Origin of the sequence: Actinoplanes sp. NPDC049316, assembly GCF_040677315.1 — a bacterium.
Taxonomy (GTDB): domain Bacteria; phylum Actinomycetota; class Actinomycetes; order Mycobacteriales; family Micromonosporaceae; genus Actinoplanes.
This window is the reverse complement of record NZ_JBFAQM010000004.1, coordinates 373,735-390,790: the sequence shown is the minus strand read 5'-3', so window position 1 is coordinate 390,790 and position 17,056 is coordinate 373,735. Positions and strand designations below refer to the sequence as shown.

The 17,056-nt window shown below is 72.6% G+C and carries 15 protein-coding genes; 11 read left to right on the top strand and 4 right to left on the bottom strand.

What is annotated here, in order from left to right; genetic code table 11:
* The first annotated feature begins 16 nt into the window (after positions 1-16).
* A complete protein-coding gene (locus tag AB0K03_RS09155; RefSeq protein WP_364682362.1) occupies positions 17-559 on the top strand; it encodes an NUDIX domain-containing protein in 543 nt (180 codons plus the stop codon).
* Positions 560-567: 8 nt separating this feature from the next.
* On the opposite strand, the gene AB0K03_RS09150 is transcribed toward AB0K03_RS09155, so the two are convergent.
* Together AB0K03_RS09150 and AB0K03_RS09145 are read right to left on the bottom strand one after the other, a co-directional pair.
* Entirely contained in the window at positions 568-1,254 is a 687-nt protein-coding gene (locus AB0K03_RS09150) for a response regulator transcription factor (protein WP_364682361.1), read from the bottom strand.
* Positions 1,251-2,459 (bottom strand): sensor histidine kinase, encoded by a 1,209-nt coding sequence (locus AB0K03_RS09145; protein ID WP_364682462.1) that lies wholly within the window; start codon positions 2,457-2,459, stop codon positions 1,251-1,253. The genes AB0K03_RS09150 and AB0K03_RS09145 overlap by 4 nt, the downstream gene beginning before the upstream one ends.
* Positions 2,460-2,680: 221 nt before the next feature.
* Here AB0K03_RS09145 and AB0K03_RS09140 point away from each other — a divergent pair, with 221 nt between their 5' ends.
* The 10 genes from AB0K03_RS09140 to AB0K03_RS09095 all read left to right on the top strand — a co-directional run bounded on the left by AB0K03_RS09140 (position 2,681) and on the right by AB0K03_RS09095 (position 16,125).
* Positions 2,681-3,145 (top strand): DUF1707 domain-containing protein, encoded by a 465-nt coding sequence (locus AB0K03_RS09140; RefSeq protein ID WP_364682359.1) that lies wholly within the window; start codon positions 2,681-2,683, stop codon positions 3,143-3,145.
* Between the two features lie 93 nt (positions 3,146-3,238).
* Complete coding sequence (locus AB0K03_RS09135) at positions 3,239-4,060, top strand: metal-dependent hydrolase (protein WP_364682357.1); 822 nt, start codon at positions 3,239-3,241, stop codon at positions 4,058-4,060.
* 19 nt (positions 4,061-4,079) lie between these two features.
* Positions 4,080-6,704, top strand: coding sequence for an MGH1-like glycoside hydrolase domain-containing protein (locus AB0K03_RS09130; RefSeq protein WP_364682355.1), 2,625 nt, complete (start codon positions 4,080-4,082; stop codon positions 6,702-6,704).
* Positions 6,701-7,090 carry a TIGR03668 family PPOX class F420-dependent oxidoreductase gene (locus AB0K03_RS09125; RefSeq protein WP_364682353.1) on the top strand — a complete coding sequence of 130 codons (390 nt, stop codon included), beginning with the start codon at positions 6,701-6,703 and terminating at the stop codon, positions 7,088-7,090. The genes AB0K03_RS09130 and AB0K03_RS09125 overlap by 4 nt, the downstream gene beginning before the upstream one ends.
* A gap of 204 nt (positions 7,091-7,294) precedes the next feature.
* Complete coding sequence (locus AB0K03_RS09120) at positions 7,295-8,497, top strand: ABC transporter substrate-binding protein (protein WP_364682351.1); 1,203 nt, start codon at positions 7,295-7,297, stop codon at positions 8,495-8,497.
* A gap of 133 nt (positions 8,498-8,630) precedes the next feature.
* Entirely contained in the window at positions 8,631-9,542 is a 912-nt protein-coding gene (locus AB0K03_RS09115; protein WP_364682460.1) for a sugar ABC transporter permease, read from the top strand.
* Between the two features lie 32 nt (positions 9,543-9,574).
* Positions 9,575-10,378: a carbohydrate ABC transporter permease gene (locus AB0K03_RS09110; protein ID WP_364682458.1), complete on the top strand. Its 804-nt coding sequence runs from the start codon at positions 9,575-9,577 to the stop codon at positions 10,376-10,378.
* 10 nt (positions 10,379-10,388) lie between these two features.
* On the top strand, positions 10,389-11,558 hold the full coding sequence (gene ugpC, locus AB0K03_RS09105) for a sn-glycerol-3-phosphate ABC transporter ATP-binding protein UgpC (RefSeq protein ID WP_364682349.1): 1,170 nt from the start codon (positions 10,389-10,391) through the stop codon (positions 11,556-11,558).
* A 33-nt stretch (positions 11,559-11,591) separates the two neighbouring features.
* Positions 11,592-13,184: a glycoside hydrolase family 13 protein gene (locus AB0K03_RS09100; protein ID WP_364682347.1), complete on the top strand. Its 1,593-nt coding sequence runs from the start codon at positions 11,592-11,594 to the stop codon at positions 13,182-13,184.
* 58 nt (positions 13,185-13,242) lie between these two features.
* Positions 13,243-16,125 carry an SCO7613 C-terminal domain-containing membrane protein gene (locus AB0K03_RS09095; RefSeq protein WP_364682345.1) on the top strand — a complete coding sequence of 961 codons (2,883 nt, stop codon included), beginning with the start codon at positions 13,243-13,245 and terminating at the stop codon, positions 16,123-16,125.
* A 3-nt stretch (positions 16,126-16,128) separates the two neighbouring features.
* On the opposite strand, the gene AB0K03_RS09090 is transcribed toward AB0K03_RS09095, so the two are convergent.
* Together AB0K03_RS09090 and AB0K03_RS09085 are read right to left on the bottom strand one after the other, a co-directional pair.
* A complete protein-coding gene (locus tag AB0K03_RS09090) occupies positions 16,129-16,398 on the bottom strand; it encodes a hypothetical protein (RefSeq protein ID WP_364682343.1) in 270 nt (89 codons plus the stop codon).
* Positions 16,399-16,468: 70 nt separating this feature from the next.
* Entirely contained in the window at positions 16,469-17,047 is a 579-nt protein-coding gene (locus AB0K03_RS09085; protein ID WP_364682341.1) for a DsbA family protein, read from the bottom strand.
* Between the last annotated feature and the right edge of the window lie 9 nt (positions 17,048-17,056).

Below are 17,056 nucleotides of genomic sequence, written 5' to 3'. Positions count from 1 at the left end.
ACCGTAGGGTCGGTGCGTGCCTGCATCCGACTATGTGAAGCGTCTTCGTGCCAAGGTCGGTCACGAGCTGCTCATGTTCCCGACCGTCAGCGCCGTGGTGCTCAACGACCGCGGCGAGGTGCTGCTCGGGCAGCGCAGCGACAACCACCGGTGGGCGTTGATCGCCGGGATGATGGATCCGGGGGAGCAGCCCGCCGACGCGGTGGTCCGGGAGGTGCTGGAGGAGACCGGCGTCCACGTCAAGGTCGAGCGACTGGCCGGGGTCGCGCTGCACGAGGTCACGTATCCGAACGGCGACCACTGCCACATGGTCAACTCGTGGTTCCGCTGCCGGGCGGTCGGCGGCGAGGCGCGGGTGAACGACGCGGAGTCCGTCGCGGTCGGCTGGTTCGCGCTGGACGCGCTGCCGGAGCTGACGCCGTTCGCGCACCAGCGGATCCGGACCGCCCTGGAGGACGCGCCGGCGTGGTTCGCCCAGCCGGGCGAGACCGTCGACGGCGGCCAGGCCCAGCCGGGCCGCATCGGCGGCGGGGACGGCCAGGACCAGCTGCCCGGGTGAAACGCAGGTCAGGCCAGCCAGCCGGGCCGGATGAGGCCCGCCTCGTAGGCGAGCACCACCAGCTGCGCCCGGTCGCGCGCGCCGAGCTTGACCATGGTGCGGCTGACGTGGGTCTTCGCCGTCGCCGGGCTGATCACCAGGCGGGCCGCGATCTCGTCGTTGGACAGGCCCTCGCCGACCAGCACCATCACCTCGCGTTCGCGGTCGGTGAGCTGGTGCAGCCGCCGCTCGGCGTCCTCGGGGGGACGGATGGGCCGGCCGCGGCCGCCGGGCGTGGCGAACTCGCCGATCACCCGGCGGGTGACGCTGGGCGAGAGCAGGGCGTCGCCGGCGGCCACGGCGCGGACGCCGCGGAGCAGGTCGACCGGTTCGGTGTCCTTGACCAGGAAGCCCGACGCGCCGGTGCGCAGCGCCTCGAACACGTACTCGTCGAGTTCGAAGGTGGTCAGGATGACCACCCGGGTGGCCGCGAGGTCCGGCTCGGCGGCGATGCGGCGGGTGGCCTCGAGGCCGTCGACGCCGGGCATGCGGATGTCCATGAGCACCACGTCGGGGCGGGTCTGCCGGGCGAGCTGGACCGCGGCCAGGCCGTCGCCGGCCTCGCCGACGACCTCGAGATCCGGTTCGGCGTCGATGAGCGCCCGGAAACCGGCGCGGACCAGCGCCTGATCGTCGGCGAGCAGGACCTTGATCATGCATTTCCTCCGACAGGCGCGGCGGCGGTGGTGGTGGGCAGGACGGCGGAGACGAGGTAGCCGCCCTCGGGCAGCGGGCCGGCGGTGAGCGTGCCACCGAGGCTCTCCGCCCGCGCCCGCATCCCCGCGATCCCCGACCCGTCGGCCGGTAGGTCTGGCGGGGGCGCGGGCGGGCCGTCGTTGCGGATGGTCAGGCGCAGCTCGGCCGGGGCGTACTCGATCGCGACCTCGGCGGAGCCCGCCGCGGCGTGGCGGCGGACGTTCGTGAGGGCTTCCTGCACGATCCGGTACGCGGCCCGGTCGACCTCCGCCGGCAGCGGCCGCCGTGTCCCGGACGTCGCTGTGGTGACGGGCAGGCCGGCGTCCGCGGTGAGGTCGGCGAGCCGGTCCAGGCCCAGGGCGGGCTGGCGGGGCGCGGCCTCCTCGTCGGGGCGCAGCGCGCTGAGCACGGACCGTACCTCCCGCAGCGCCTCGGCGGACGCGGTCTTGATCGCGGTGAGCGCCTCGCGGGCCTGTTCGGGCCGGTTGTCCATGAGATGCAGCCCGACGCCGGCCTGGACGTTGATCAAGGAGAGGTGGTGGCCGAGGACGTCGTGCAGCTCGCGGGCGATGCGGAGGCGCTCATCGGCGGCCTGGCGGCGCTCCTGCTCCTCGCGCGCGCGGGCCCGTTCGGCGTTCACCTTGGTCATCTCGGCGAGGTACGCGCTGCGGGCCCGGGCGGCTCCGCCGAGGAACATGGTCATCGCGAGCACGATCGCGGTCAGCACGGCCACGCGGACGCCGGGCCGGGCCGCCTCGTCCACGCCGAGCGGGTCCGCGAAGACCCAGGTCAGTGCCAGGTACGCGGCGTACGCGGCGCTCGTGATCACGGCGGCCGGCCGGCTGCGGCCCGCCTTGACCGCGGTGAACAGGGCGATGATCGGCGCGACGGCGAACGTCCACGACGGCGCCGACAGCGGGGCGTACGCGATGCTCGCCGCGGCCGCGACCCCCAGCACCCGCAGTGGCGCGCGCCGGCGCCAGACGAGCGCGATCGGGCCGGCGAGCAGCAGCGCGCAGGCGAGGGCCGCGGTCGGCCGGGGGTACGCCGCGGCGTGCGACCAGTTGCCGAACACGTGGAAGCAGAAGGCGGCGATGACCGCGCCGGGCCCGGTGCCGTGGCGGGCCCGGCCGGCTCGCCAGGGCGGCAGGTCACGGCGCTGCATGTGCACGTGGTCGACGCTACGGCACCCCGCGGCGGCGGGGCATCCACGCGCGGGGCGGTCCGGGCTGCTACCGGGGGAGCAGGTGCGCGTCGGCGTGTACTCCGCCGGGCGTACGCCGCCGGGGCCGGGTGCTCCGCTCGCCGCGTACCGGATGCTCCGCCGGGCCGACGTGCCGCGGCGCCGCGGCGGCGACGCTGGAGGGACCACGACGGGAGGTCACCATGTATCCGAACGACGCCGTCCGGTCCGGCTCAGCCCGGCTCCGGACCTCCGACTCGGAGCGGGAGCAGGTCGCCGAGATCCTGCGGGCCGCGATGGCCGAGGGCCGGCTCACCCTGGAGGAGGGTGAGGAACGGCTGGGCCAGGTGTACGCGGCCAAGTACCGCGACGAGCTGTACCCGCTGACCGCCGACCTGCCCGACGGCGGCCGCGACGCCCTGGCGCGCACCCCGCAGGCGCAGGCCGCGACACGCCGGGGCGTACGCCGCCACGCCGGTTTCGTCGCGGCCGTGGCGCTGCTGCTGACCGGCCTCTGGGCGCTCTCCGGCGCGCCGTTCTTCTGGCCGGCGATCCCGCTCGCGTTCCTGGTCATCGGCCTGATCCGGCACGCGCGCTACGGCGACGTCCGGCACGAGCACTACTACCGGCACCGGGTCGCGCCGTGGAACTCTCCCGGCTATCGGTGATCTTGACCACTCCACAGTAGACGTGGCGGTCGTTGCCCGCCCCTCCCGCCGATGCGACAGTGATCGGCCTACGGGGAGGGGTGGGCAAAGATCATGATGGGTCCGTCGCACGCGCTGTCGGGCGCGTCGGTCTGGCTGGCCGGGAGCTGGGCCCTCGATCACTTCGCGGGGTACGCCCAGAGCCCGCTGGCCGTGGCCGTCGGCGCCACGGTGTGCGCGGGCGGCGCCCTGCTGCCTGACCTCGACCTGTCCGGCAAGGTCACCCGGAACCAGGGCGGCGCCACCGTGGCCCGGACGTTCGGGGTGTTCTCGCTGTTCGTCGCCGAGGTGGTCGAGAAGGTCTCGCTGGGCGTCTACACCGCGACGAAGCTGAGCCGCGATCCCCGGCGTACCAACGGGCACCGGACGCTGACCCACACGCTGCCGTTCGCGGGCCTCGTGGGGTGGGGCACGACGACGCTGTGCGCGGCGTACGGGAAATGGGCGGTCGTCGCGATCGTCTTCTTCATGGCCGGCCTGGCCCTGCGCGGGCTGTTCGACTCGTGGGCCGAGCGCGCCGGCTGGGTGATCGTCACGCTGTCGGCCGGGGTGATCGCCTGGTTCACCGGCGCCAACCTGCCCGGCGACCGCGGGTATCCGATGCTCGGCTTCGCGGTCGGCGTGGGCTGCGTGGTGCACCTCTTCGGCGACATGATCACCAAGAACGGGGTGCCGATCCTCTGGCCGATCCCGATGGGCCGGCGCATGTGGCGCATGGTGGGCGTGCCGAACGGCATGGCGGTCAAGGTCGGCGGCCGCGGCGAGACGATGGTGCTGCGGTCGATCTTCACGGTGGTGGCCGTGCTCGCGGTGCTCGGCATGTTCGCGCCGCACGCGCTGCGGGAGCTGGACCTGGAGAAATGGGCCGGAGGCTGACGTCGGCTAGGGTTCGGGTGTGGGGGTGAGCGACGGCGGGGCGGCGGAGCGCGAGCGCCTGGCGCAGGCGGACTCCGGGGAGCAGCCGTGGCGTGCCTGGGGCCCGTACGTCGCCGAGCGGGCCTGGGGGACCGTGCGCGAGGACTACAGCGAGCACGGCACCGCCTGGGACTACTTCCCGCACGACCACGCGCGCTCGCGGGCGTACCGGTGGAACGACGACGGCATGGCCGGCGTCTGCGACGACCGGCAGACGTTCTGCTTCGCCCTGGCCCTCTGGAACGGCAAGGACCCGATCCTCAAGGAACGCATGTTCGGGCTCGGCGGCGACGGCGGCAACCACGGCGAGGACGTCAAGGAGTACTGGTGGTACCGGGACTCCACGCCCACCCACTCGTGGATGAGCTGGCGCTACCACTACCCGCAGGCCGCCTTCCCGTACGACGAGCTGGTCGCGGTCAACGGCCGCCGCTCGCGCGACGAGCCGGAGTACGAGCTGGTCGACACCGGCGTCTTCGACGACGACCGGTTTTGGGCCGTGACCGTCGACTACGCCAAGGCCGCCCCGCGGGACCTGTGCATCGTGGTCACCGTGTCCAACCGTGGTCCCGACGAGGCCACCCTGCACGTGCTGCCCACTCTGTGGTTCCGAAACACCTGGTCGTGGGGCCTGCCCAACCGGCACGTCCCGGTCCTGACGGGTACGCCGGGCCGGATCGCCGGTGAGCACCGCAGCCTCGGGCACCTGACGCTGGCCGGCGAGGCCGATGCCCCGGCGCTGATGTGCGACAACGAGACGAACTCGCAGCGGCTGTGGGGCCTGCCCGGCACGAGCATGTTCCCCAAGGACGGCATCAACGACTTCCTCGTGTCCGGCGCGCCCACGGTCAACCCGGCCGGCACCGGCACCAAGGGCGCCCTGCACTACCGGGTCACGCTGGGGCCGGGGGAGACGCGGCAGATCCGGCTGCGCCTCACCGAGAGCGACGAGCCGATCGAGCCCGACCTCGGCGACGGCTTCGCGGCGGTCGTCGCCGCCCGCCGGGCCGAGGCCGACGCGTACTTCGCCGAGCTGATCCCCGCGTCGGCGACGGCCGAGGAGGCCGCCGTCGCCCGGCAGGGCATCGCCGGGTTGATGTGGGGCAAGCAGTTCTACCACTTCGACGTCAAGCAGTGGCTGCACGGCGACCCGGGCTCCGCGCCACCGCCGCCGGGCCGGCGCTACGGGCGCAACAACGCCTGGTGGCACATGAACAGCTTCGACGTCATCTCCATGCCCGACCCCTGGGAGTACCCCTGGTACGCGGCCTGGGACCTGGCGTTCCACTGCGTCACCATCGCCCGCGTCGACCCCGGCTTCGCCAAGGCGCAGCTGCTGCTGTTGCTGCGCGAGTGGTACATGCACCCCAACGGCCAGATCCCGGCGTACGAGTGGGCGTTCGGCGACGTGAACCCGCCGGTGCACGCGTGGGCGGCGCTGCGGGTGTTCGAGATCGACGGCGGCCGCGACCACGACTTCCTCGCTCGTGTCATGCACAAGCTGCTGCTCAACTTCACCTGGTGGGTCAACCGCAAGGACGTCGGCGGCAACAACGTGTTCGAGGGCGGCTTCCTGGGCCTGGACAATGTCGGCCCGTTCGACCGCTCCGCGGCCCTGCCCGTCGCCGGCGTCCTCGAGCAGTCCGACGGCACCGGCTGGATGGCCATGTACGCCCTCAACCTGCTCGACATGTCGATCCGCCTCGCCCTGCACGACCGCACGTACGAGGACATGGCGACCAAGTTCTTCGAGCACTTCGCGTACATCGCGGAGGCCGCGTACCGGCAGGGGCTGTGGGACGACGAGGACTGCTTCTTCTACGACGTGCTGCGGCTGCCCGACGGCCACCGGATGCCGCTCAAGGCCCGCTCGATCGTCGGCCTGCTCCCGCTCGCGGCGACCACCCGGCTCACCGCGGCGACCCTCAACCGCCTGCCGGAGCTGGCCGCCCGGCTGCGCTGGCTGATCGCCGATCAGCCCGACCACGCCGACGTGATCAGCGCGCGCAGGCTGTCCCGGGCGGGCGGCCAGCAGCGCCTGCTGTCGATGGTCGGCCAGGACCAGCTGCTGCGCATCCTCGCCCGGATGCTCGACCCGGAGGAGTTCCTCTCCCCGTACGGCCTGCGCACGCTGTCGCGCGCCCACCTGGAGAAGCCGTTCACGGTGTCGCTGGGCGGCTCGGACTTCACGGTCGGCTACGAGCCGGCGGAGAGCACCAGCGGCCTGTTCGGCGGCAACTCCAACTGGCGCGGCCCGGTCTGGATGCCGGTCAACTACCTGCTCATCGAGGCGCTGCGCGAGTTCGCCGCCTTCTTCGGCGACGACCTGCTGGTCGAATACCCGACCGGCGCGCAGACCAAGATGCCCCTGGGCCGTGTCGCCGACGACCTCTCCCGCCGCCTGGTCTCGCTCTTCCTGCCGGACGCCGGCGGCCGCCGCCCCATCTACGGCGCCTGCGGTCTCTTCCAGACCCACCCGGACTGGAAGGACCTGGTCAGCTTCCCCGAGTACTTCCACGGCGACAACGGCGCCGGCCTGGGCGCCTGGCACCAGACCGGCTGGACGGCCCTGGTCGTCGACCTGATCCTCGACCTGCACCGGTGACCCCGCAGCAGCGCTTCGCCGCCGCCCGGGTCGCCCGGCTTGCGACGGTCACCCCGGACGGCGCCCCGCATCTCGTACCGATCGTCTTCGCCCTCGCAGGCGACGTCGTGCACACCGCGGTCGACGCGAAACCGAAACGGCACCGCGCGCTGCAGCGGCTGGTCAACATCGCCCACGAGCCGCGGGTGAGCGTGCTCGCCGACCACTACGACGAGGACTGGTCGCTGTTGTGGTGGGTCCGCGCCGATGGCGTCGCCACCGTCGTCGCCGAGCCGGAGCCCGCGCTGATCGCCAAGTATCCGCAATACCGGGAAGCGACTCCGCCGGGGCCGTTCCTTCGGATCGCCGTGCGGCGCTGGACCGGCTGGGCGGCTAAATCGTCATAGTGTCCAGCAGCCGTACCTGCAGATTGTTCGACGCGTGACCGGTTCCTGACTCGCGGTTCGGTGGGGAATCTGGCAGGCTGAGGTAACTGTGATCTACGTCATAACGGCGTGTGACGGACGGAGGGCTCGATGAGGCTTCACCATCCGACAGCGGTACGCGGACACCCGTCACGATGGACAGCGGCCCTCGGTGCGGCCGTTCTGATGACATCGATGGCGGCCTGCTCGAGCGGTCCCGGGGGGACCGTGGTCAACCTGTACGGCGGGGCGAGCGGCACCGGCTTCGACAAGATCATCGCCGACTGCAACAAGGCGGCCGCCGGGCGGTACACGATCGTCGGCAACCTGCTGCCCAGCGACGCCGACGGCCAGCGCGACCAGTTCGTCCGCCGGCTCGCCGCGCACGACGACGGCATGGACCTGCTCGGCATGGACGTGACCTGGACCGCCGAGTTCGCCGAGGCGGGCTGGATCCGGGAGCTGACCGGCGACCAGAAGGCCCAGGCCACCAAGGACACGCTGCAGCCGCCGATCGACACGGCCACGTGGAAGGACAAGCTCTACGGGATTCCCCGGACCACCAACGTCCAGCTGCTGTGGTACCGCAAGTCGCTGGTGCCCACCCCGCCGAAGACCTTCGACGAGATGATCTCGATGGCCGAGCAGCTCAAGGCGCAGGGCAAGCCGTACGAGATCGGCCTGACCGCCGCCCAGTACGAGGGCTACGTCGTCAACATCAACAACCTGGTCACCATGTCCGGCGGCACGCTCGTCAACGAGGACAGTACGGCGCCGACCATCGACGAGAAGGTGGTGCAGGCCCTGGCGCTGATGAAACGGCTCGCCACCTCCGGCGTCACCAGCTCGTCGTTGTCGAACGCGCAGGAGCCGGAGGTCTTCGCCGACCTGCAGGCGGGCCGGTCGGCGTTCTCGCTCAACTGGCCGTACGTGCTCAGCGCCATGCGCGACGCGAACCCGGACCTCGTCCCCGACCTGGGCTTCGCGCCGTACCCCTCGATCGACGGCGGGCCGCCGCGGGTGACGCTCGGCGGGATGAACTACGCGATCAGCAAGTACAGCAAGCACCCGGCCGAGGCCTTCGAGGCGGGGATGTGCCTGCGCAACGAGAAGAACGCGCTGAGTGCCGCGCTGGATGCGGGTGACGTGCCGGCTCTGGCGACCGTCTTCGACACGCCCGAGTTCACGAAGGCGTACCCGATGAAGGACGTCATGCTCGCCGAGCTGAAGAACGCCGTGCCACGGCCGGTGTCGCCGGTCTACCAGAACATCTCCACGATCGTCTCCACCACATTGTCGCCGCCCCGGGACATCGACCCGCAGAAGTCCGCCGACGAGCTGCGCAAGGCGATCCGGGCCGCGATCGAGGGCAAGGGGATCCTGCCATGACCGCCTGCACCGAGCGGCATTTCCGTAAGTTGCCTACCCCGGCCGCAGGCGAAGGCCAGAAGGGCATGGCTAAGGAGGCTCAGCCGTGACCGCCACGCCGACCTCGGCGGCCGCGGAGGCCGCTTCCGTCTCCATCGAGGACGAGACCACCCAGATCGCCCGTCAGCGATTCACCGAGGCCAAGCGGGCCGAACGCAAGCTGGGGCTGCTGCTGGTGGCGCCCGCGGTCATCCTGATGCTGGCCGTGACCGCCTACCCGGTGCTGTACGCGTTCTGGCTGTCGCTCAACCGGGCGGACCTGCGCCGGCCCGGCGACAACCAGTTCATCTGGTTCGAGAACTACGTGACCGTGCTGTCCAGCCCGATCTGGTGGACCGCCTTCGGCGTGACCGCGCTCATCACCGTGGTCAGCGCGGCCCTCGAGCTGGTCCTGGGCATGGCACTGGCGGTCGTCATGCACCGCACGCTGGTCGGGCGCGGGCTGGTACGCACGTCCGCGCTGATCCCGTACGCGATCGTGACCGTGGTCGCCGCGTTCTCCTGGCGCTTCGCCTGGACCGCGGACCTGGGCTGGCTGGCCCCGACCGGGTCGGCGCCGCTGACCAAGTTCGGCACCTCGGTCATGATCATCATTCTGGCCGAGGTGTGGAAGACAGTCCCGTTCATGGCGCTGCTGCTCATGGCCGGGCTCGCGCTGGTGCCCGAGGACCTGCTCAAGGCCGCGTCGATGGACGGCGCCTCGGCGTGGAAACGGTTCTGGCTGGTCACCGTGCCGCTGATCAAGCCGGCCATCCTGGTGGCGCTGCTGTTCCGCACGCTCGACGCGTTCCGGATCTTCGACAACATCTTCATCCTGACCAGCGGGTCCAACGAGACCAGCTCGGTGTCGATGGTGACGTACAGCAACCTGATCCGCGGGCTGAACCTGGGCATCGGCTCCGCCATGTCGGTGCTGATCTTCATCACGACCGGCATCATCGCGTTCCTGTTCATCAAGCTCTTCGGCGCGGCGGCACCGGGAGCCGACACCGAGGGGAGGCGGTAGCCGTGCAACCCGTGACGACCAACCGCAAGCTGATGTGGTGGGGGATCAACACCATCGTCCTGCTGTACGCGTTCATCCCGGTGTTCTGGCTGGTCTCGCTGTCGCTCAAGGACAGCGAGACGCTCAACGACGGCAACTACTTCCCGACGTCGCCCACCGGCGCCAGCTACTCGGCGATCTTCCGCAACGAGGACTTCATCCGGGCGCTGATCAACTCGATCGGCATCTGCCTGATCGCGACCCTGGTGGCCATCGTGCTCGGCACCATGAGCGCGTACGCGATCGCCCGCCTGCAGTTCCCGGGCAAGAAGGCGATCGTGGCGATGGCGCTGCTGGTCTCGATGTTCCCGCAGATCGCGCTGGTCACCCCGCTGTTCAAGATCGAGACGGCGCTGGGGCTGTTCGACACGTGGCCCGGGCTGATCATCCCGTACATCACCTTCGCGCTGCCGCTGGCGATCTACACGCTCTCCGCGTTCTTCCGGGAGATCCCGTGGGACCTGGAGAAGGCGGCGAAGATGGACGGCGCCACGCCGTACCAGGCCTTCCGTCAGGTGATCACCCCGCTGGCGATGCCGGGCGTGTTCACCACGGCGATCCTGGTTTTCATCGCGTGCTGGAACGACTTCCTGTTCGCCCTGTCGCTGACCTCGACGTCGCAGGCACGCACGGTGCCGGCCGCGATGAGCTACTTCACCGGCGCCACCACCTTCGAGAAACCGACCGGACCGATCGCGGCCGCCGCCGTGGTCATCACCATCCCCATCGTTCTGTTCGTGCTGGTCTTCCAGCGGCGCATCGTCGCCGGGCTGACCTCCGGCGCGGTAAAAGGCTGAGGAGCGGAAAGTGGCCGAGATCGTTCTGGACCATGTCGTCAAGCGGTACCCCGACGGGGCGCTGGCCGTGGACGACTTCAACCTCGACATCGCCGACGGCGAGTTCATCATCCTGGTCGGCCCGTCCGGCTGCGGGAAGTCCACGACCCTCAACATGGTGGCCGGCCTGGAGGACATCACCGCCGGCAAGCTGCTGATCGACGGGCAGGTGGTCAACGACAAGGCGCCCAAGGACCGTGACATCGCCATGGTCTTCCAGTCGTACGCGCTGTACCCGCACATGTCCGTACGGGAGAACATGGGTTTCCCGCTGCGGCTGGCCGGCATGGACAAGGCGACGATCCGGCAGAAGGTCGACGCGGCCGCGGAGATGCTGGAGCTGACCGACCATCTGGAACGCAAGCCGGCGAACCTGTCCGGCGGGCAGCGGCAGCGCGTCGCCATGGGTCGCGCCATCGTCCGTTCGCCGAAGGCCTTCCTCATGGACGAGCCCTTGTCCAACCTGGACGCCAAGCTGCGGGTCCAGATGCGCACGCAGATCGCCCGGATCCAGAAATCGCTGGGCACCACGACGCTGTACGTGACGCACGACCAGACCGAGGCCATGACCCTCGGCGACCGGGTCGTGGTCATGCGCGCCGGCGTGGTGCAGCAGGTCGGCACCCCGGCCCACCTGTACGCCAAACCCGCCAACCTGTTCGTGGCCGGCTTCATCGGCAGCCCGTCGATGAATTTCCTGCCCGGGCAGCTGCGCGGCGGAGCCGTGGTGACCGCCCTCGGCGAGGCGGAGCTTCCCGCCCGGGTCCGGCAGGCGCTGGAGAGCACGACCGCCGAACGCGACCTGATCGTCGGCATCCGGCCGGAGCACTTCGAGGACGCCGCCATGGTCGGCGACAAGCCGGGGGCGACCTTCGACGCGCCGATCGACATCGTCGAGGCGATGGGGTCGGACGTCTACGCGTACTTCACGGTCACGGGCGAGGCGGCGCACTCGGCCGACCTCGAGGATCTGGCCAAGGACACCGGCAACGACCTGCGCGGCGGTGGCATGTCCATCACCGCCCGCCTGGACGCCGCGTCCGACGTCCGGCGCGGCACCACCGCGCGGCTCTGGTACGACACGGCGAAGATGCAGCTGTTCGACCCGTCGTCCGGCAAGAACCTGCTCGCCACCGACTGACGGCCGGTACCCATCCCAGGGACGGGAGGACCCATGAGCCCGGACGGCCCGTGGTGGCGCCACGCGGTGATCTACCAGGTGTACGTCCGCAGCTTCGCCGACTCCGACGGCGACGGGATCGGCGACCTGCCCGGCGTCCGGTCCCGGCTGGCGTACCTGCGAGACCTGGGCGTCGACGCGCTGTGGCTGAACCCGTTCTACCCGTCGCCGCAGGCCGACGCGGGGTACGACGTCTCGGACTACCGTGACGTCGACCCCCGCTTCGGCACCCTCGCGGACGCCGACGCGCTCATCGCCGACGCCCACGCGCACGGCCTGCGGATCATCGTCGACCTGGTGCCCAACCACACCTCCGACCGGCATCCCTGGTTCCGGGCCGCGCTGGCCGCGCCGCCCGGCAGCCGGGAACGGGCCCGCTACCTGTTCCGCGACGGCGGCGGGCCGGACGGCTCAGCGCCGCCCAACAACTGGATGAGCAACTTCGGCGGGCGGGCCTGGACCCGGGTCACCGAGGCCGACGGCAGCCCGGGGCAGTGGTACCTGCACCTGTTCGCCCCGGAGCAGCCCGACCTGGACTGGACCAACGACGAGGTGCGTGCCGAGTTCCACGACATCCTGCGGTTCTGGCTCGACCGGGGCGTCGACGGGTTCCGCATCGACGTCGCCCACGGCCTGGCCAAGGACCCCGAGATGCCGGACCTCGGCGCCGGGTACGCCACCGGCGGCCAGGCCGTCGAGGGACACCCGCACTGGGACCTCGACGAGGTGCACGACGTCTACCGCGGCTGGCGGCGGATCGCCGACGCGTACCCGGGGGACCGGACCTTCGTCGGCGAGATCTGGGTGGCGGACCCGGCGCGGCTCGCCCGCTACCTGCGCCCCGACGAGCTGCACACCGCGTTCAACTTCACCTTCCTCGTGGCGCCGTGGGAGGCCGGCGCGCTGCGGGCCGCCGTCGACGAGAGCATGACCGAGCTCGCCGAGGTCGGCGCCCCGGCGACCTGGGTGCTGTCGAACCACGATGTCACCCGGCACGTCACCCGCTACGGCGGCGGCGCCGTCGGCGTGCGGCGGGCCCGGGCCGCGGCGCTGCTCATGCTCGCCCTGCCCGGCGGGGCGTACGTCTACCAGGGCGAGGAGCTCGGCCTGCCCGAGGTCGAGGACCTGCCCGGCGAGGTGCGCCAGGACCCGACCTTCCACCGTACGGGTGGCATCGAGCCCGGCCGCGACGGCTGCCGGGTGCCGCTGCCCTGGTCCGGCACCGAACCCTCGTACGGTTTCGGCCCGGGCGCCGCGTCCTGGCTGCCGCAGCCGGCCGGGTGGGCGGAGCTGACCGTCGAACGGCAGGCCGGCGACCCGTCGTCGATGCTGTCGCTCTACCGGGAGGCGCTGCGCCACCGGGCCGCCCTGCCCGCTCTCGGCGCCGGCACGCTGACCTGGCTGCCGGCCGGCGGGGACGTGCTCGCCTTCGGCCGCGACCCCGGCTTCGTCTGCGTGGTGAACGCCGGCGACCGGCCTGCCGCGGCGCCTCCCGGCGTCCGGGACGCCCGGCTGCTGCTGGCCAGCGGGCCGGTCGGCGACGACGGGACCCTCCCGCCGGACACTGCTGCCTGGTACACCACCTAGCCCCGGCTGAGTACGACGACTCAGGAAGCCGGCGGCCGCCACCACAAGGATCAACCGCGTGACCTCGTACCCGTGCCCGTACTGCCGTACCGAAGCGTCCTCGACCACCGGCTGCCCCGGCTGCGGCCGCGGCCCGGACGCCGACGCCGTGGAGGTCGTCCGCCTCGACGCCGAGATCTCCGTGCTGACGGCCCGGCTCACCGCCGCCCGGGACGCGGTGACCGCGGCCGACGGCGCGCTGCGCCGGGCCTGGACCCGGCGCGAGGCGGCCGCGTCCCGGGTGCGGGCCGCCGTGGCCGCCGCGGCCCGGGTCGCGCCGCGGCCCGCGCACGCGCCGGCGATGACCGCCCCGATGACCACCGCGACCGCCGAGGCCTCGACCCGGCTCGTGCAGAACTCGCTGTTCGTGCTCGGCGGCCTGCTGCTGGCGGTCGCCGCGATCGTCTTCACCGCGGTGGCGTGGTCGCAGTTCGGGGTGCGGGGCCGCGCCGGCCTGCTCGCGGTGGTCACCGTCGTGGCCCTCGCCGCGCCGCTGGCCGCGCTGCGCCGCCGGCTCAAGGCCACCGCCGAGACCGTCGCCGCGGTGGGCCTGCTGCTGATCCTGCTCGACGGGTACGCCGCCTGGTACGTCAACCTGTTCGGCGTCGCGGACTACTCGGCGCTCGGATACGCCGGGGCGGTGTGCGCGGTGACCGCCGCGGTGGCCGCCGGGTACGAGCACGTCACCGGCCTGACCACGCCACGGTTCGCCGCGCTGCTCGTGGCCCAGCCGGTGCTGCCGCTGCTGGTCGCGCCGTTCCACCCGGGCGCGGCGGGGTGGGCGTACACGTGGGCCGCCGTGGCGGTCGTGAACCTCGCGGTCGTCCACCTGCGTCGCGGGGCGATGACGCCGCTGGCCGTCGCCGCGTACGTGCTCGGGGGCCTGGCCGTGGCGGTGTCCGGGATCTGCGCGCTGGCCGGCCTGGTGCTGACGGACGATCCGGCCCGGGTGGCGACGGCGGGGACGTCGCTCGTCGCCGCGGCGGGTGTGCTGCTGGCGGCGGCGGTGCTCGCGCGTACCGCGACCGGGTGGGCGTCGGCGATCGTCGTGGTGGCGGTCGCGATCGTGGCCGGGCGGTTCGCCGCGGTCGCCGGTGGTGAGCGCCTCTCACCGGTGCTGATCGCGCTGGTCGTGGCGGTCCTGGCCGGCGGGGTCCGGCTGCTGCCGGCAACGGTACGGCGGGGACCGCGGCTCGCCGCGCTGGCGTCTCTCGGCGTGCCGGCCGTGGTCGCCGTGCTGGCCACCTTGGTGGCGAGGGTGAACGGGGACGCCGACTGGCGGCTGCCCACGATGATCGTGATCCTCGCGGCGGGGGCTGCGGCCCTGCTGCCGTGGCTGCCCGTGACGATGGTCTCGGTGGGGCTGCTGACGCTGGCGGCCCCGGCGGCCCTGCCCTGGTCGCCGGTGGTGCAGAGCCGCGTGATCCTGGGCGTGGCGGCGGTGCTGGTCGTGGCGGCGTACCGGATCGGTCGTGGCTTCCCCGCGGGCGTGGCGCTGGCCGTGCTCGTGACCACGCCGGTGTGGGCGCAGGCCGCCGGCGACTCCGCGGCCGTCTACGCGGCGGCCGGGCTGCTGCTCGTCGCGCTCACCGCCCCGATGCACCGCGTCCTCGCCGGCGCCGCCGCCGCGGTTCTCGGGCTCGCCTTCCTCGCCGCCTCGGCCGAGAGCCTCCTGCTCGTCCTCGCCGGGCCGTGGCTGCACTCGGGCGCCCGGTGGACCGCTGACGTGCCGGTCGCGAACGTGGTCGCGATGGGGATCCTCGCGGTCGCCGCCGGGATCCACGCCCGCCGGAACGCGTTCTGGGCGGCCGCCCCGGTCGTCGCGCTCACCGCCGTCCTCACCACCGCGGCGGCCGGCGCGCCCTGGCCGTGGACGGGGGCGGCGAGCCTCGTCGCCGGCCTGGCCGGCCTGCTCATCGCCGCACTGCGCGGCGACGCCCTCCGGTCCGCCGCACTGGCGGTCGTCTCGGCCGCGCTGCTCGGCGCGGCGCTCGCGGCGTCGCCCGCCACGGACGTGACCACGTTGGTGGCCTTCGGCGCGACGCTCGTCGCGGGTGTGGTGATCGGCGCCGGTGGTCGCGCGGCCGCGGTGCGGATCGCGGGATGGCTCGGTGCGGCGGCGTCGGCGTACGTGGTCGCCGCCACCGCCGGGCGAACGGCCGGCCTGCCGCTGACCGGTACGGCCTTCGTGGTGCTCGGCGCGGCGGCCGTGGTCCTCGCGACCGGTGTGCTCCTGCGGCGGCGTACGGCCGAAGGCTGGATGCTGCAGGCCGCCGCCCACGGTGGCGCGATCGTCGCCCTGCTGCTGACCGCCGGCTCCCCGCGGTACGCCGCAGCCGTCTGCACCCTGTGGGGCGTCGCGCTCGGCCTGCGCGCGCTGATCCGCGACGCGGCCGGCCGCCGGACCCATGTGGTGGCGGCCGCGGCGGCGGAGGTGGGCGGCTGGTGGCTGCTGCTCGCCGCGGAGCAGGTCGCGGTCGTCGAGGCGTACACGATCCCGGCGGCGGCCGTCGCGGTGCTGGCCGGATGGCTGGCCCGCCGGCACCGGGCCGGGTTGTCGAGCTGGGCCGCCTACGGCCCGGCGCTGGCCGCGGCGCTGCTGCCCACGCTCGCCTCGGTGCTGACGGGCGACGGCGAACCGATCCGCCGGCTGCTGCTCGGCGTCGCGGCGCTCGCCGTGGTCGTCGCCGGGGCGCACGCCCGGCTGCAGGCGCCCGTCGTGGCGGGCGGCTCGGTGCTGATCCTGGTCGCCCTGCACGAGGGAATCCTGGTCTGGGACCTGCTGCCGCGGTGGATCCCGCTCGCGGTCGCCGGGCTACTGCTGCTCGGCCTGGCGACCACCCTGGAGCGCCGCCGCCGCGACGTGGCCCGGCTGCGGTCGGCGCTCCACCGGATGAGCTGACCGTCAGTTCTCGTGGACGATGGCCTCCGCGACCCGGCGCAGCTCGCCCTGGTCCGGGACGAAGCCGGCGGCGATGTCCTGGTGCAGGCCGGCCTTCGTCTCGTCGAGCAGCTCGTGCGCGACCTCCTCAGCGGGCTCGCCGGAGTAGTCGTGCGCGACGCGCTCGGTCGCCGCCTGCAGCGCGGAGGTCAGTTGCTGCTCGAGCGGCCCGCGAAGCTTCTCCGTCACCGGGCTCAGGGTGGTCGGGTCCAGAGTGACGTGCGGTTCGTTCATGACGGGCTCCCTGTGACGGCTGACGGCGCGACGCCTTTACCCCGTCGCGCCGTCACCGCAAACCGAGGAATCAAGACCGTCCACGCTTGAGCTCGAAGAAGGTGCCGCTGCGGGCGAGCGGCACCACCGCGTCCCAGATGGCCAGGGCCTCGTCGCGGCCGGGCACCTCGCCGATGATCGGCCCGTGCACGCCCCGCCCGGCGCCCTCCACCATCAGCACGGGTGAGCCGATGTCCGGGCCGGCCGAGCCGAACGCCAGCTCGTGCGACTCGCGGACCGCCTCGTCCCAGGAGGCGTCGTCCAGAATGGTCTTGGGATCCACCACCCCGGCGGCCTCGGCCGCCTGCACCACGATGTCGTCACTCAGCGGCACGCCGGCCTCGTGCGTCCGGTTGCCCAGCTCGGTGTAGAACGCGGCGATGTCGCCGTCGCGGCGATCGGCCCGCAGCGCCTCCACCAGTCGCAGCGCCTTGCTGGACGCGGCCATCATCGGCTTGTACTGCTCGGGGGCGTTGCCGCCGCTGAGGATGGACAGGCTGAACGCGCGCCAGCGCAGCGTCACGTCGCGCTCCGGGGCCACGCTCACCAGCCACCGCGAGGTGCGCCAGGTGAACGGGCAGGCCGGATCGAAGAAATAGGTGGCCTCCATGCGGCGATC